This window comes from Seonamhaeicola aphaedonensis (genome assembly GCF_003386195.1).
In the GTDB taxonomy this organism is placed as follows: domain Bacteria; phylum Bacteroidota; class Bacteroidia; order Flavobacteriales; family Flavobacteriaceae; genus Seonamhaeicola; species Seonamhaeicola aphaedonensis.
Genome location: NZ_QRDX01000008.1, coordinates 68811 through 85621 on the forward strand (window position 1 = coordinate 68811; position 16811 = coordinate 85621).

A 16811-nucleotide genomic window follows, 5' to 3' on the forward strand; every position below is an offset into this window, starting at 1 on the left:
TCTAAAAAATATACTCTAAGTCAAACAGCAAATAACCAGAGTGTTTTATTTTCTTCTTGAAAGATATTATAATTATTATGTCCAGATTATTCTTCAAAACGCTTTTCTGGACATTTGTGACAGATATAAATTGTAATTTCGGTTGAGTTCAATATTAAATTAATAATAATGAAATCCCTTGTTTTTTTTATTTCTGTTTTATTCTCCTGTATTTCATTATCTCAAGAAGTTAAGAAAGAATACTATGATAATGGCCAATTAAAACGTTTGGATCACTACAATGCCAACGGTAAAAGGATTGGTGAAAGTATAATGTATTATGAAAATGGTCAACTACATGTAATTGGAAAATTTGAAAATGATTATAAGGTAGGAGAATGGAGAACATATTACGAAACCGGTGAACTAGAAGAAATAATTGATTATGCAACAGGAGAAGCTAAAACATATTATAAAAGTGGTCAATTAAAAGAAATTGGGAATCATGAAAATTATGAGCTAAATGGCATGTATAAGATTTTTTACGAATCTGGAGAATTAAAAGAAGAAGGCCAGTATAAAGATGGAAAACTTAATGGAGCCATAAAAGTGTATTACAAGAATGGACAACTATATCAAATAGCATATCGAAAGAATGGACTCATAAGTGGTGAAAGAAGAACGTATTATGAAAATGGTCATTTACAGGAAATAAATAATTACGAAAATGGCCAGCAATCTGGTGAAAGTAAACAATTTTTTGAAACGGGGGAGTTACATAAAATATTTTATTATGAAAACGGAAAACTTCATGGAGAGGCTAAAACGTATTATAAAAATGGTCAATTACATGAAATTGGGAGTTATGAAAATGCCAATAGGATAGGAGTATGGAAACTATTTTATGAAAATGGTCAAACATACTATATATCTAATTTTAAAAATGGCTTCAGTCAGGTGAATCTAAAAGTTATCACGAAAACGGGAAATTGCGACAAATATCAAACTATATACAGGGTAAGTTAATTGGTGAATTAAAAGCATTTTACCCAAATGGTCAATTGAAATTTATAGGAAATCATAAAAATGGTCTTCAGTCAGGCGAGGCAAAAAGCTACTATGAAAATGGACAGGTACATGAAATAGGTGATTTTATTAACAATGTTCAAGTAGGTGTTAAAAAGACCTATTACGAAACGGGGGAATTACAATCTGTAGAATACTTTAAAGGAGGAAAACCCACAAGCAATTCTGAGTATTATGATAAAAACGGTAAATTAATAGAGCAATAGTTTTTTACAATTAAATCCCAATGAGAATTTTAACAGGTAATTACATTATCCCAAATTAAACTGTAAAGACAATTTCGGATAGTATTTAGCACTTAGCCTTTAAATTTGGCAAAAACCAAACCAAAGGAAACGAGAATTATGATTTGTTAGATACACTATTAAAGGAAAATAATTTTATAAAGAAAAGAATAATTAAAAGTCAATAAGTCTAAACTTAATTACAATCAATATAATGCATCATCAACTTTATTTTTTCATAAAAACAAAAATACTATTGTTTAGTATTCTAATTCTAACAGGACTTTCAAGCTTAGGTGCCATCTATGCACAAAACAAGACAATTGTTATTAACAAGGAGCTTGAAGAAAATAGCGATAAGTTTAAAGTAAAAAAAGGTACGCAATGGATGGGGAAAATTTCCAAAATTAAATTTGGGGATTATAAGGTTGCAGATAGTAAAAATGGATGGGTGAAAACTAAAGTGAAATCGAATTTTTGGAACACTTTTTCCGAGAGTAAAACTGAGAATAAATTTTCTTTTGTTATGGAGCATGAATCATTAGGATCGTCTATTGTAAATACTTTAAGTCAAATGACTGTTAAAGAGGCACGCTCTTTTAAGCTACTTTCTATAGGTGACTTTGAGTTTTACACAGGGCCTGATGATGATTACACAAGTACTAAAATATTTTCTTCTGAAATACAAATAAAAGATGATACCGGTGAGCCATGGAGTATGCATTTGGCAATGACTAATGATCATGACGCTGGTTATTCTGATGAAGGGATTTTAAGTTGTAGTGATCGACTTATATTTATAGAGCCTATCTCCTCTAATAAAAACGGTAATGATTCCAGAAAAATACCTGCAAGGGGGTATGAGTTTATTGAAGACAATAAGTCTTTGGGAGCAGTACAGTATTATGGTGGGGGAGTTTTTGGATTAAATAAAAGTTTTGTTTGGATTAGATCTGAGCTTAAACCAAAAATGAAATTAGTATTGGCCTCTGCAATGATAATTATATTACAAATAAAGCCTGACCAATTTTCTGATTTATTTTCGGAAGAGTAATACTATATACTTATAATCTTCTTCTTGGGTATGCTTTTGTTAAAGTTATACGCTATGACTCTTTAGAATTTATTCATAAGTAAAATACACATCAAAAAAACAAAACAGCGAACCAAATACGAAAATGGTTCGCTGTTTTTGTAATGATTATAATCTCATTAATTATAGCGCTACTAAATCACCTGCTTCATTTTTAGTAGGTAAATCTGATTTACCCATTAAATAGATATCTACTTGGCGCGCAGCTTCTCTACCTTCTGAAATAGCCCAAACAATTAATGATTGTCCGCGACGCATATCGCCGGCCGTAAATATATTGGGAATGTTGGTTTGATATTTTCCGTATTCTGCCTTGTAATTTGAACGGGTATCTCTTTCAATACCTAGCTTGTCTGCTAAAGTACTTTCAGGGCCTGTGAATCCAAGTGCTAATAACGCTAAATCACAAGGCCATGTTTTTTCTGTGCCTTCAATCTCGATTAATTTAGGACGTTCACCTGGAATCATTTGCCACTCTACGTTTACCGTTTTAAGGGCTGTTAATTTTCCGTTAGCATCTGTTACAAACTCCTTTGTATTTATTAACCAGTTTCTGTCGCATCCTTCTTTGTGAGAAGACGATGTCTTTAACTGTAATGGCCAATATGGCCAAGGTGTGGTTGGTGAACGATGCCCTGGAGGTTTTGGCATAATCTCAAAATTAGTAACCGATTTAGCTCCTTGTCGATTTGAGGTGCCAATACAGTCTGAACCTGTATCGCCACCACCAATAACAATGACATCTTTTCCAGTTGCTAAAACTTGGTCTTTCACTTCTTTTCCAAAAACAACTTTAGTTTGTTGCGTTAAGAAATCCATAGCTTGTACCACCCCATCAGCGTCAATGCCAGGTGTTGGTAAGCTACGTCTCTCAGTGGCACCCCCACACAAAACAACAGCATCAAATGCTTTTAATTCCTCAACGTCATAGTTTACACCTACATTGATATTGGTCTTAAAAGTAATACCTTCGGCCTCTAGAATAGCTAAACGACGGTCTATGATTTCTTTTTCCATTTTGAAATTAGGAATACCATATCTGAGTAACCCTCCTATTTCATCATCTCTTTCAAAAACAGTCACTGTATGTCCGGCTCTATTTAACTGTTGCGCAGCCGCTAAACCAGCGGGACCAGATCCAACAACAGCAATAGTTTTATCAGTACGCTTTTTTGGAGGTTGTGGTTTTATCCAACCTTCAGCAAAGGCGCGCTCCACAATATTTTTCTCTATGTTTTCTATAGAAATAGGATCTTCTATGATGCCTAACACACAAGCTTGTTCACATGGTGCTGGACATAAACGCCCTGTAAATTCAGGGAAGTTGTTAGTTGAGTGAAGTATCCAAGAGGCTTTTTGCCACTCGCCTTGGTGAACCATGTGGTTGAAATCTGGAATTAGATTCCCAAGCGGACAACCACTGTGGCAAAAAGGAATACCGCAGTCCATACAACGAGACCCTTGTTTAGTAATTTCTTCCTCAGATAAAGGCACAGTAAACTCTTTGTAATGCTTTAAGCGGTCTTCAACCGGTTTGTAAGCTTCGTCTTGTCTATCAATTTCTTTAAATCCTGTTACTTTTCCCATGACCTTATGCTATTTCTAATTCTTCAACCATTGGTTCTTCGTTAGCTATTCTTTCTAATGCTATCTTGTATTCTTTTGGCATTACTTTTACAAACTTTGGTAAATAGTTCTCCCAGTTGGCTAATATTTCTTTACCTCTGTTGCTATTAGTATATGCTACATGATTTGCGATTAATTGTTTTAATTCGGCTTCGTCGGCTTCCGTAATGGGATCAAAATCTATGGTTTCTTCATTACATAAACCGTTTGTGAACTGCCCAGATTCATTTAAAACAAAGGCATAACCACCACTCATACCTGCTGCAAAGTTTCTTCCTGTTTTGCCAAGCACCACTATTTTACCACCAGTCATATATTCACAACAGTGGTCTCCAACACCTTCAACAACCGCTGTAGCTCCTGAATTACGAACTGCAAAACGTTCACCAGCAATACCATTTATATATGCTTCACCATGAACAGCTCCAAATAAACAAACGTTACCAACAATGATGTTTTCTTCGGCTATAAAATCAGCTTTAACAGGTTTCTTAACAATTAATTTAGCTCCAGACAATCCTTTGCCTAAATAATCATTGGTATTACCTTCTAAAGTAAAGGTTAATCCATGAGCGCCAAAGGCTCCAAAACTCTGACCAGCAGATCCAGTGAAGGTTATGTTTAAAGTATCTTCTGGCAGCCCTAAATGACCATATATTTTTGAAATTTCATTACTAACAATAGCTCCAACTGTTCTATCAATATTACTTATTGGGTAAGCTAAATTCATTTTCTCTTTTCTGTATAGTGCTCTATGCGAGTCTTTAAGAATCGTGAAATCAATTACCTCATCTAAATTATGATCTTGCTTTTCAGTATTTCTGATGGTTAAATTATGATACTCTGCTGGTCTATGTAATATGCTAGATAAGTCTAGCCCCTTAGCTTTATAGTGATTAATCGCTCTATTAGCGTTAATTTTTTGGGTTTGACCTACCATTTCTTCCACCGTTCTAAACCCTAACTGTGCCATAATGCCTCTTAATTCTTCAGCAACATAATAGAAGAAGTTAATTACATGTTCTGGTGTTCCTTTAAAGTTTTTACGTAATTCTTTATCTTGAGTAGCAACACCAACCGGACAGGTATTTAAATGACACTTACGCATCATAATACAACCAGAGGCAACTAATGGAGCGGTAGCAAATCCGAATTCCTCAGCACCCAATAAAGCAGCTATTGCAACATCGCGCCCCGTTTTTAACTGTCCGTCACATTCTACAACAATTCTACTTCTTAGATTATTTAATACTAAAGTTTGTTGGGCCTCAGATAACCCAAGCTCCCATGGCAAACCAGCATGTTTTAATGACGTTAGAGGTGATGCTCCCGTACCACCATCATAACCCGAAATTAAAACAACGTCAGCTTTTGCTTTAGCAACACCAGCAGCAATAGTGCCTACACCTACTTCTGATACTAATTTCACGTTGATTCTAGCATCTCTGTTGGCATTTTTTAAATCGTATATTAGCTGTGCTAGATCTTCAATGGAATAGATATCGTGATGCGGTGGTGGTGAAATCAAACCTACAAACGGCGTTGAGTTTCTGGCAGCTGCTATCCAAGGTAATACCTTTTCGCCAGGCAACTGACCACCTTCACCAGGTTTAGCTCCCTGAGCCATTTTTATCTGAATTTCTTGGGCGTTTGTTAAGTAATGTGATGTAACTCCAAAACGACCAGAGGCTACCTGTTTAATGGCAGAGTTTCTACTATCGCCATTAACATCCTTTTGGAAACGACGTCTATCTTCACCGCCTTCACCAGAGTTAGATTTTCCTCCAATTCGGTTCATGGCAATGGCTAAGTTTTCATGTGCTTCTCTAGAAATAGATCCGTAAGACATGGCACCTGTTTTAAAACGCTTCACAATCTCTGTCCATGGCTCTACTTCTTCAATAGGAATAGGATCTAATCTATCAAACTCAAATAAACCACGAATGGTCATTAGGTTTTCGGCTTGTTCATTTACAGTTTTTGCGTAAATGTCATAACTCTTTTGGTCACTTAACCTCACAGCTTGTTGTAATTTAGCAACCGTAGTTGGGTTAAACATATGGCGTTCCCCATTACGTCTCCAACGGTAATCTCCTCCAATATTTAAACCTAAGCGATTTTTTATTAAGGTATCAGGATAAGCGTACTTATAACGCTCTGTAATTTCTTTTTCTATTTCATATAAACCAATACCTTCAATTCTTGAAGCCGTGTAAGGGAAGTACTTTTCAACAAATTGCGAATTGAAACCAACAATTTCAAAAATCTGAGAACCTCTGTACGAATGTAACGTTGAGATTCCTATTTTATTCATAATTTTCAGAATCCCTTTACCGATAGCTTTATTAAAGTTCTCAACGGCTTCGTCTTCATTTAAATCACTTATGAAGCCTTCTTTCACCTGCATTCTAATAATTTCATTCACCATATATGGATTGATGGCAGAAGCACCATAACCAAACAAGGTAGCAAAATGATGTGGCTCACGAGGCTCTGCAGATTCAATAATGATATCGAAATACGAACGCTTACGTAAACGATTCATCTGGTGGTTTACATAAGAACAAGCTAATAATGCTGGAATAGGTGCTAAATCTTTGTTTACTCCTCTATCAGAAAGAATAATGATATTGGTTTTTCTATCTATTGCTTTTTCAACTTGTACTATAATATCTTCTAAAGCATCTTCTAAACCATTTAACCCCTGTGCTTTAGGATATAGCATATGAATGGTCTCAGCTTTAAAGCTTTCAATTTTAATGGTTCTGATTTTTTCTAAATCAGCATTAGAAATCACCGGATTCTGGATTCGTAGTTTTCTACACTGTCTTTCGGTAATACTAAAAATGTTTCGGTCTTTACCAAGATTCAAACTAATATCGGTTACAATCTCTTCACGGATTCCATCTAATGGTGGATTGGTAACCTGTGCAAATAATTGTTTGAAGTAGTTTGAGATAAGTTGCGGTCTATCTGATAACACCGCTAAAGGCGTATCAATACCCATAGAACCCAAGGCTTCTTTGCCTTTTTGAGCCATAGGTGTAATTACCTCTTGAATATCTTCAATAGTATAATTGAATAAACGCTGACGTGTTTTAATATCGATAGTTTCTATAGGGCACGTATCGTTAGTATAAGGTACGTCTCTTAGATGAAGTCGAGTTTTATCTAACCATTCTTGATATGGTCTTTCAGAAACTATTTTATTCTTAATTTCTTCGTCGTCAATGATGCGTCCTTCGTTCATATCAACTAAGAACATTTTTCCAGGTTCTAACCTGCCATGTAATTTAACATCGGCAGGATCTACATCAACTACTCCTACTTCTGAAGACATGATTAATTTACCACTCTTTGTTAAGGTATAACGTGATGGTCTTAAACCATTTCTATCTAATAACGCACCAATGTAATCACCATCAGTAAACGGAACAGACGCAGGGCCATCCCAGGGCTCCATAATACAACAATTGTATTCATAGAACGCTTTCTTTTCCTTGCTCATGGTTTTGTGTTTCTCCCATGCTTCTGGAATCATCATCATCATAATCTCAGGTAATGAGCGGTCTGTATGTGTTAACAATTCAACCACCATATCCATAGAAGCAGAATCTGATTTATCTGGAATTACAATTGGGAAAAGTTTTTCTATTTGCGGTCCAAAAACCTCACTTTTCATAATCTCTTCGCGTACACGCATTCTACTTACATTACCACGAAGCGTATTAATCTCTCCATTTTGACACATAAAACGGAACGGTTGTGCTAGTTCCCATGCCGGCATGGTATTAGTAGAGAAACGCTGGTGAACCAATGCTAATCTTGTAACCAAGTCTTTTTGCTGTAAATCTGTATAGTACGGCCCAATATCTTCAGGCATAATGATACCTTTATATATAAGCGTGGTAGTAGACAAACTAGGAACATAAAAGTAGTCTGATTGTGATACTTTAGAAAGTCTTATTTCGTGCTCTGTAATTTTTCGAGCAGCATATAGTTTAGCTTTAAAATTAGCCTCAGTTGTTGCTTCGGTTTTACCAATAAAAATCTGTTCAATGTTAGGCTCTGAAGCTTTTGCAATCTGACCTAATTGAGAAGAATCTACTGGCACCTGTCTCCATCCCAAAATAGACAGTCCTTGAGCTTTCACTTCACGCTCAAAAACATTTTTACAATATTGGTATTGGTTTTTAATTTTAGGCAAGAACACCATACCTACAGCATACTCTCTTTGAGCAGGGATATCAAATTCACAAACACGTTTAAAATAATCGTGAGGGATATCAATTAATAAACCAGCACCATCACCTGTTTTTCCATCGGCACTAACCCCACCTCGGTGCTCTAATTTTACCAAAATCTCTAACGCATCGTGGATGATTTGATTTGTTTTTTCACCTTTAAGGTTACAAATAAAACCTGCTCCACAATTCTCGTGTTCAAATTCCGGTGAATACATTCCTTGTTTCTTCAGCATAATCAACTAATTATATTGGTTTAAAAACGCGACTAAATAAGCGAAGATAGTTATACATTTTAATATAATAATAATAGATAATTCATTATTTCGATTTTGTAAACTAAGTCAGCTTTAAAATAATTATATATCAATATATATAAGGTTTTTTAATAAATATTCAAAGTGAAAAAATGAAGCATAAATACAGATATCTGAATTAATAATAACAAAACATAAAATAAACGAAATAAACCTTACAAAAAAATAGAAAAAACTGACAATTTTTCAAACAAACACATTGTTAAAAATTCATAAAATCAAAAAAATAACATAATACCCCTAAAAAAAATGGGGTAAAATTAAAATATTTACAAAAATGAACTAATAACCCCTATTTTTTATGGGGGTTAAAACTTTTTGACATAGTTTTGACCCGTTCTTAAGGAAAATTAACTATTAAAAAATTAATCTTTAAAATGAAAACAATCATGAAAAAATTATTTACTCTTACAATGCTTTTAGTAGCAACTGTTATGTTTGCTCAAGAAGAGGAAAAATCACCACTTACCGTTTCTGGTAGTGTAGATGCATATTATCAAACGTATCTAACGGCGCCAGATAATGACGGGGCAACTTTTGGAACTGCTTTTGCTGGTCAATCTGGTTTTGCTCTTGGTATGGCTAACTTGGTGGTAAGCTATGAAGGAGAAAAAGCAGGAGCTGTGCTTGATTTAGTAACTGGTCCTAGAGGCGCTGGTGCTACATTTAACACTGATATTGTTGATGGAATCGTTAATCAAGCTTATGTTTACTGGAATGTATCAGAAGGTACTACCTTAACTTTTGGTAGATGGAACACATTTTTAGGGTACGAAGTTATTGCACCTGCAGCAAATTTTAACTACAGCTGTTCTTACTTATTCTCTAGTGGTCCATTTTCACACATGGGTTTAAAAGCTGATTTTACTTTATCTGATGACGTGAGCTTAATGTTAGCAATTACTAACCCATGGGATACTAATGATATTTCTATGAGTGGTGAGTATGCATTAGGTGCTCAATTAGGAGTTTACGGTCAATACTTGAACTTATACTATGATAGTGGTAACGCAGGAGGTTTAGGTTTTGAAATTGATTATACTGGTGGTTTTGATTTATCAGACTCTTTCTTTTTAGGAATCAATGCAGCCTATAATGACAATGATGGATCTGGTTTCTATGGAGCTGCTTTGTATCCACAAATTGCAACTTCTGATAGTTTTTCTATTGGGTTAAGAGGGGAGTACTTTGCTCTTCATGGAGATGGAGATGATTTACCTTCTGTATTTGCAACAACTTTAACGGGTAGCTACACTATAGACAACTTAATCATTAAACCTGAAATTAGATTAGATGCTTTAACTAATCAAGATGATGGACAATTTTATGGAAATTTCGTTGATAATGATGGAGTTGGGACTGATAGTCTAGCAGCCTTTACTTTAGCCGCAATCTACGCATTCTAATATATAAAATTTACTTACGCATCCTAATTAAAGGATGCGTAAGTGCCTTAAAATAAATTACTAACCATAAAACACAAATATTATGTCGTTACTTAATATGCCCCTTTTTATTCAAGACACCGCCGCTATAGAAGGCGATATGGGAATGTTGTGGATGCTAATTTCTGGTATCTTGGTATTCTTAATGCAAGCAGGGTTCACGTTGGTTGAATCTGGATTTACACGTTCTAAGAACGTTGTTAACATAGCCATGAAAAACGTACTAGATATAGCCGTTGGATCTCTTGTCTATTGGTTTGTTGGGTACTCTTTAATGTACGGAGATACCAATGGTTGGGTTGGTTGGAGCGGTTTAATGTTTAACCAAGGTCCTGCTGATTTATTTTTCCAAACAGTATTCTGTGCAACGGCAGCCACTATAGTATCTGGAGCTATTGCAGGTAGAACTAAGTATAATACTTATATCATTTTCTCCATTGTGATGACTGCATTTATCTACCCGATTGCTGGTGGATGGCAATGGAATGGTGACGGATGGTTAGCTCAAATGGGCTTCATTGATTTTGCTGGTTCTTCAATTGTACACGCTGTTGGTGGATGGGCTGCATTAGTTGGTGCTGCATTAGTGGGCCCTAGATTAGGAAAATATACTGCAGATGGAAAAGCTGTTGATATTCCAGGTCACAACAAATTATTAGCAGCCTTAGGTGTATTCATCTTATGGTTTGGTTGGTTCGGATTTAATGGTGGTTCTCAATTAGCTTGGGGAGGTGACGATGCTGTAGGTGCTTCTATGGTTGTATTAGTTACAAACCTAGCTGCTTCTGCGGGTGCTGTTGGTGCTTTATTCCTTTCTTGGATTAAGTATAAAAAACCAAACTTAGATATGACACTTAATGGTGCTTTAGCTGGTTTGGTAAGTATCACGGCTGGTTGTGGAAATATGAGTGAGTTTGGTGCTATTGCCGCTGGTTTTATTGGTGGTCTTATTGTAGTATTCTCTATGGAATTTGTTGAGCAAAAACTTAAAATTGACGACGCAGTTGGTGCTTTCTCAGTACACGGCGTTGCTGGAGCTTGGGGTACACTTGTAATAGGTCTTTGGGGTATCAGTGGTGATGAAGGTATCGGTCTATTTAACGGTGGTGGTTCTGAGCAATTTGTAGCTCAATTAACAGGAACTGCAGCTTACGCTATATGGGCAGTTGTTGTTTCTTTTATATTCTTTTTTATTCTTAAGAAAACTATGGGACTTAGAGTTACCGAGAAAGAAGAAATTGAAGGTCTTGATTTATCAGAGCACGGTGCTTTAGCTTACCCTGGTAAGAGACAAAGAGAAATAGAAGAATAAAAAATTGATTATATAAACGTTTTCAAAATAAAATTAGCTACTAAGCTAAAATAAAAAGGATGCCTTGAGATTAATTCTTTTGGCATCCGTTTTATGAAAACAAGGAATTGAAAGGTTAATATATTACTAGGCTAAATTTAATGTGTTACATTTAAGCAAATTATTAAAATTAAAATATTATGAAGAAAATTGAAGCAATTATTAGAAAATCCAAATACAGTGTTGTGAAGGAAGCACTTCACGCTGTGGGGGTAAACTTCTTCTCTTACTGGGATGTTACTGGTTTAGGAAATGAAAAAGAAGGACATGTGTATAGAGGAGTATCCTACAGCACAAGTGATATTCAACGTAGATTTTTATCAATTGTTGTTAATGATGACTTTGAAGAAGCAACTATTAAAGCAATTCTTGAGTCTGCTTCCACTGGTGAAGTAGGTGATGGAAAAATCTTTGTTTCTGATGTATCAGAAGTTTACAGAATAAGGACTGGAGAAAAGGGTGGAGATACTTTAAAATAAGAACATTTAAAAATTATTAATATATATTATGGAAGGACTATTTACAGCTAACAACGTATGGATGATGATCTGTACAGCACTCGTTTTCTTTATGCATACTGGTTTTGCATTTTTAGAAATTGGGTTAACAAGACAAAAAAACACAATCAACATTTTATTTAAGAACATCTTTATTATTACTGTTGGTTTATTATTATACTACCTTTTAGGTTTCAATTTAATGTATCCAGGCTTTGAAGAAGGTTCTGCAGGATTCTTTGAATTTGCAGGATTTGGTATTGCGCCTCCTGAAGGTGGAATGACTCCTGAATATGCTGATGGCGGATACACTTGGTGGACAGATTTCTTATTCCAAGGTATGTTTGCCGCTACTGCAGCAACCATTGTTTCTGGAGCTGTTGCAGAGCGTATTAAAATTGGACCATTTATGATTTTTACCATTATTTATGTTGGTATTATTTACCCACTTGCTGGCTCTTGGAAATGGGGTGGAGGATTCTTAGATATGAGAGAAACGCCTTTTTATGATTTTGCAGGATCTACATTAGTACACTCTGTAGGTGGTTGGGCTGCTTTAGTAGCTGTTTGGTTACTAGGCTCAAGAATTGGTAAATTTAAAGATGGAAAGCCTCAGGCTATTCCTGGTCACAGCATCCCAATGGCAACTGCAGGGGTATTAATTCTATGGTTAGGATGGTTTGGTTTTAACGGTGGTTCTGTATTATCTGCAGACCCAGAATTAACATCTTTAACTTTAGTAACAACATGTTTAGCTGCTGCAGCTGGCGGTGTGGTTGCTGCTTTTGTATCATTTTTAAAGTTCAAGAATTTAGATTTAACCATGTTCTTAAATGGTATTTTAGGAGGTTTAGTTGGTATTACTGCGGGTGCAGATCAAATGAGTCCTGAAGATGCTATTATGATAGGAGCTATAGCTGGTGCTTTAATTGTATTTGCCGTTAGCTTTATAGATAGATTAAGATTAGACGATCCAGTAGGTGCTATTGCTGTACACTTAGTTTGTGGTATCTGGGGTACTTTAGCAGTTGGTATTTTTGGCGCTTTAGCTGGAACAGATCAATTTATTAGTCAATTAGTTGGTGTATTATCATATGCTGCTATTTGTGTGCCTTCAGCATTTATTATATTCTTTGTAATGAAGAAAACTGTTGGTATAAGAGTTCCTGAAAAAGAAGAATTAGAAGGGTTAGATGCTCATGAGCATGGAATGGATGCTTATCCAGACTTCCGTTTGAATGAGCACTAATATTCAAGTTAATTTTTAGTTAGTAAAAGGGTGTCATATAAATTAAGACACCCTTTTTTATGCTTTTAATGAATCATAAAATTAAAGGTATTTAAACCCCAAGCTTTGATTGGGGTTTTGTTTTTGAATATCGATTTACATTCATTTAGCTAATATGACCTTATCTGTAACAAATCATTAACACACAAGCATATATATTACAATAGTTTAGAAGTAACTAAACGGAACAATTCTTGATAATTAGTTTTGACTAAAAGTAAATACCATGAAATACTTTCTAATAATTTTTACTTCACTAATTTTATTTGGATGTGACGATAAAACAAATAACAACAATCATTCAATAATAGGAAAAGAGTTTAGGCGTTTTAATGAAATTGAAAGTCTTTTAAATTATACTAAAATAAGTGATACGGTTATTTATGGGAATAGCTTTGAACCAAAACACAGAATCTTACATTTACGAGACAAGAGAAACAATCTTATACTTTTAAAAAGTATAACTCTTGACTCTAGGAATGAAGATAAAATTTATAAAATTCTAGATACTTTAATAATTCCTAACTTAAACAAACCTGAGTTTATAACAATTGGATATTGTCAACTGAATGAGGAAAATGACGAAAACCTAATTGCTATTGTGGATAAAACAGATAGTTTAAAAATACAGAATATTAGAAAGTTGTGGAGAGCAAATATAGTTACTAATAAAATTGAAGCAGTAAATAATCTAAACGGTATTAATTGCTTCAATGAATGGTTTTCTGAATAAAGTTGTTTTTACTATGCTTAGTAAGTAGCAGACTTGTAAACAACAAAAAAGGATAGACAATATGCCTATCCTTTTACGTTTTATTATTGGCTTAATTCTTAAGCAGAATTTCTACTCGCGTTAATATTACCGAATAAAGAACGTGTTACAATTTTCTCGAAGATTTTAATTTTATCTTCATCTTTAACCGCTTCTTTATTTAATTCTTGAATCTTTTTTAAAGCGTATTGCTGTATAGTTAGTAACGGTAATACAATAGATTCTCTAACTTGAATAGATGCTTTTCCTGCTGGCTCATGTTCCATTAATTCTTTGTAGCCTGTAACCTTTAATAGTAAGCGTTCTGTTTCAAGATACTCATTATAGATTATAGTCCAGAATTCACCAAACTCTTCATCTTTAGCCATATATTTAGTAAGGTCAAAGAAGGATTTTGTTAAAGACATCATACTGTTTTCTAACAAGGTTTTAAAGAATTTTGAGTTCTTATAAAGCTGCTCTACTTTATGAAACTCTCCATTTTCTTCATACTTCTTTAGGGCAACACCTACACCGTAAAAACCGGGAACATTTTGTTTTAACTGGCTCCAAGAGCCTACAAAAGGAATGGCTCTTAAATCTGAAAACACCAACTTATCAGAGTTTCCTCTTTTAGACGGTCTACTACCTATGTTGGTTTTAGCATAATACTTTAAAGTACTCATGCGCTCCAGATACGGGATGAATTTGTCATGATTTTTAAAGTCTTTGTACGCTTGATAACTGGTTTCTGCTAAATCATTCATAACCACTTTATCTTCGGCAGACAAAGCGTTATCACTTTCGCCAATTCTATTAAATAAACCAGAACTTATTAATTGCTCTAAGTTGAATTGAGACGATTTTTTGGTTCCGAAATTAGCACTAATGGTTTGCCCTTGAATGGTTAACTGTACTTCTTTATCCTCTATTGTTGGTCCTAACGATGCATAGAAATTATGAGTTTTTCCTCCACCACGTGCTGGCGGCCCACCTCTACCATCAAAGAAAATTGCGGTAATATCATATTTTCTAGACATTTCTGTAAGCTGTTCTTTAGCTTTAAAAATACCCCAGTTCGCCATTAAATAGCCTCCGTCTTTTGTTCCATCAGAGAAACCAAGCATGATGGTTTGCTTATTTCCGCGCTTTTCTAAATGTGTTCTATAAACAGGATTAGAGTATAATTGCTCCATCACAGATGGGGCGTTTTCCAAATCTGTAATGGTTTCAAAAAGTGGCACAATATCAACCGTTAAATCATCAGCAAAAGCAACCATTTTCAGCATTGCGAAAAGTTGCATAACGTTAAGAGCCGTTTGGTTGTTACTAATTATGTATCTATTAGCTCCTTTTTCACCATTAAAAGCCTGAATTTCTTTAATGACGTCGATAGTTTTTAAAGTGTTTGAGACCATCTCGTCTTCAAAACTGTCATAATCAATATCTTCATCACCAACTTTAGAAAGAATGTCTATTTGTTCAGACTCTGATAATTCATGGTAATTTTTTGGGAATGACTTACTTCCTTTTTCAATTAAATAATCTACAACAGTAGTAAATACAGAGTGGTGAATTCTACTATCTTGTCTGATGTCTAAAGTAGCAAAGAAATATCCAAATAAGTGCACACGATTTATCAAATCGTTAATTTCGCTTTCATATAAACGCTGATGTTCTTCAACAATAATATTTCTTATGCTTAATAGCTCCACCAAAAGCTCTTTTGCTGTAATAGCTTTTTTGTAGTTTAAATCTATACTATACTTGTAGATTGTTGTCTCAAGTTTTATAATTCTGTCTTCAACACCTCTAAATGTTAATTTTCGTCTTAGATCTTTTAAGTCTGCATAGTACTTTCTTAAAATAGCTTGTTTTAACTTTTTAGCTACTTTTAAGGTGGTGCTTGGTTTTACAAATGGGTTTCCGTCTCGGTCACCGCCTGGCCAAAATCCAATATTAATGATGTCATTATGCTTTTTGCCATCATCAAAAATATTCTGTTGAATGTAATTATAAATTTCACTAAACGAATGATAAAACACATTCTCTAAATACCATATTAAACTTTTTGCTTCAAAGTATGGTGTAGGTTTTTTTCTTTTGAAGAAAGGGGTTTTCCCTAATTGACCAAAAAGGTTGTTAATATCTGTTAGGTTGTTTTCTTCAATGGCTTTTGCTAAATCTGTAATAATGGCTAAAACAGACCCTGGGTAAAACTGTGTAGGATGCGCTGTTAAAACAATTCTTACCTTAAACTCTTCTAAATATTTTTTAAGTTCGTCTAATTTGTTGTTTGATCTAGCAAACCCTTTTAAGTACCTTAAAGTACCCACGCCTTCCATATTATTTACAGTAGAGAAAGCAGCATCTTCAATAGCATCAAATAATACTACCTGCCTTTCTATATATTGAATAAAACGGAATAACAAATTGATTTGACTTTCTTCAGAACGTCTTGCTTGATATTTTTTAAAGAAGGTTTCAACTATAGTGGTTGGGTCATCTCCGTTAGCAAATCCTTTTTCACAAGTTTCATGAAATAAAGGAAGTAAAACTCCTGTTTTTGTGACGCTATCAAAAGGTAATGTCATAAATATACTGTTGTATATTTGATATTTAGACATCACACTTTGGTTAAATCGTTTTAATTTTGGTTCTATAGACATAATTCCTCTAGTGTAAATGAGCCGTAAAAATAATAAAGGATTATCAAAGACCCTAAACGGTTTGTAATTTTATTGATTTACCCCCATAAATGAACTGTAATTAACAAATATTGAAGAAATTTACTGTATCATTCAATATTTAGAACTGATAGTATGGTGAATAAACCATTTACAATTACCCAAGTTAAAAAATGACGTTTCTTTTTTAACTAAGCATGATATAAATCATATTCTCTCAACC

General features: G+C 34.4%; 10 protein-coding genes and 1 pseudogene. 8 read left to right on the top strand and 3 right to left on the bottom strand.

What is annotated here, in order from left to right:
• Positions 1–168: 168 nt before the first annotated feature.
• The 3 genes and pseudogenes from DFQ02_RS13120 to DFQ02_RS13130 all read left to right on the top strand — a co-directional run.
• Positions 169–921: pseudogene (locus tag DFQ02_RS13120) on the top strand (toxin-antitoxin system YwqK family antitoxin); the annotation flags it as partial.
• Positions 922–968: 47 nt separating this feature from the next.
• Complete coding sequence (locus DFQ02_RS13125; protein WP_116524906.1) at positions 969–1271, top strand: toxin-antitoxin system YwqK family antitoxin; 303 nt, start codon at positions 969–971, stop codon at positions 1269–1271.
• 274 nt (positions 1272–1545) lie between these two features.
• Positions 1546–2343: a hypothetical protein gene (locus DFQ02_RS13130; RefSeq protein ID WP_147297785.1), complete on the top strand. Its 798-nt coding sequence runs from the start codon at positions 1546–1548 to the stop codon at positions 2341–2343.
• Between the two features lie 162 nt (positions 2344–2505).
• Here DFQ02_RS13130 and DFQ02_RS13135 read toward each other — a convergent pair whose 3' ends face one another.
• Positions 2506–3969 carry a glutamate synthase subunit beta gene (locus DFQ02_RS13135; protein WP_116524908.1) on the bottom strand — a complete coding sequence of 488 codons (1464 nt, stop codon included), beginning with the start codon at positions 3967–3969 and terminating at the stop codon, positions 2506–2508.
• A gap of 4 nt (positions 3970–3973) precedes the next feature.
• The gene (gene gltB / locus DFQ02_RS13140; RefSeq protein WP_245940269.1) at positions 3974–8488 is read right to left on the bottom strand and encodes a glutamate synthase large subunit; all 4515 of its coding nucleotides are present in this window, start codon (positions 8486–8488) and stop codon (positions 3974–3976) included.
• Positions 8489–8958: 470 nt separating this feature from the next.
• On the opposite strand from gltB, the gene DFQ02_RS13145 reads away from it, so the two are divergent.
• From DFQ02_RS13145 to DFQ02_RS13165, 5 genes are all read left to right on the top strand, one after another.
• Complete coding sequence (locus DFQ02_RS13145; RefSeq protein ID WP_116524909.1) at positions 8959–9975, top strand: outer membrane beta-barrel protein; 1017 nt, start codon at positions 8959–8961, stop codon at positions 9973–9975.
• 82 nt (positions 9976–10057) lie between these two features.
• Positions 10058–11326 (top strand): ammonium transporter, encoded by a 1269-nt coding sequence (locus tag DFQ02_RS13150; protein WP_116524910.1) that lies wholly within the window; start codon positions 10058–10060, stop codon positions 11324–11326.
• Positions 11327–11505: 179 nt separating this feature from the next.
• On the top strand, positions 11506–11844 hold the full coding sequence (locus tag DFQ02_RS13155; RefSeq protein WP_116524911.1) for a P-II family nitrogen regulator: 339 nt from the start codon (positions 11506–11508) through the stop codon (positions 11842–11844).
• Positions 11845–11872: 28 nt separating this feature from the next.
• Positions 11873–13111 (top strand): ammonium transporter, encoded by a 1239-nt coding sequence (locus tag DFQ02_RS13160; RefSeq protein WP_116524912.1) that lies wholly within the window; start codon positions 11873–11875, stop codon positions 13109–13111.
• 265 nt (positions 13112–13376) lie between these two features.
• Positions 13377–13883, top strand: coding sequence for a hypothetical protein (locus DFQ02_RS13165; RefSeq protein ID WP_116524913.1), 507 nt, complete (start codon positions 13377–13379; stop codon positions 13881–13883).
• 98 nt (positions 13884–13981) lie between these two features.
• On the opposite strand, the gene DFQ02_RS13170 is transcribed toward DFQ02_RS13165, so the two are convergent.
• Positions 13982–16570, bottom strand: a complete 2589-nt coding sequence (locus tag DFQ02_RS13170; RefSeq protein WP_116524914.1) for a phosphoenolpyruvate carboxylase — start codon at positions 16568–16570, stop codon at positions 13982–13984.
• Positions 16571–16811: the final 241 nt, after the last annotated feature.

Bases quoted from the DNA above. Each gene is read 5' to 3' on its own strand.
- DFQ02_RS13135 (WP_116524908.1), bottom strand. From the start codon at position 3,969: ATGGGAAAAGTAACAGGATTTAAAGAAATTGATAGACAAGACGAAGCT.
- gltB (WP_245940269.1), bottom strand. From the start codon at position 8,488: ATGCTGAAGAAACAAGGAATGTATTCACCGGAATTTGAACACGAGAAT.
- DFQ02_RS13145 (WP_116524909.1), top strand. From the start codon at position 8,959: ATGAAAAAATTATTTACTCTTACAATGCTTTTAGTAGCAACTGTTATG.
- DFQ02_RS13150 (WP_116524910.1), top strand. From the start codon at position 10,058: ATGTCGTTACTTAATATGCCCCTTTTTATTCAAGACACCGCCGCTATA.
- DFQ02_RS13155 (WP_116524911.1), top strand. From the start codon at position 11,506: ATGAAGAAAATTGAAGCAATTATTAGAAAATCCAAATACAGTGTTGTG.
- DFQ02_RS13160 (WP_116524912.1), top strand. From the start codon at position 11,873: ATGGAAGGACTATTTACAGCTAACAACGTATGGATGATGATCTGTACA.
- DFQ02_RS13165 (WP_116524913.1), top strand. From the start codon at position 13,377: ATGAAATACTTTCTAATAATTTTTACTTCACTAATTTTATTTGGATGT.
- DFQ02_RS13170 (WP_116524914.1), bottom strand. From the start codon at position 16,570: ATGTCTATAGAACCAAAATTAAAACGATTTAACCAAAGTGTGATGTCT.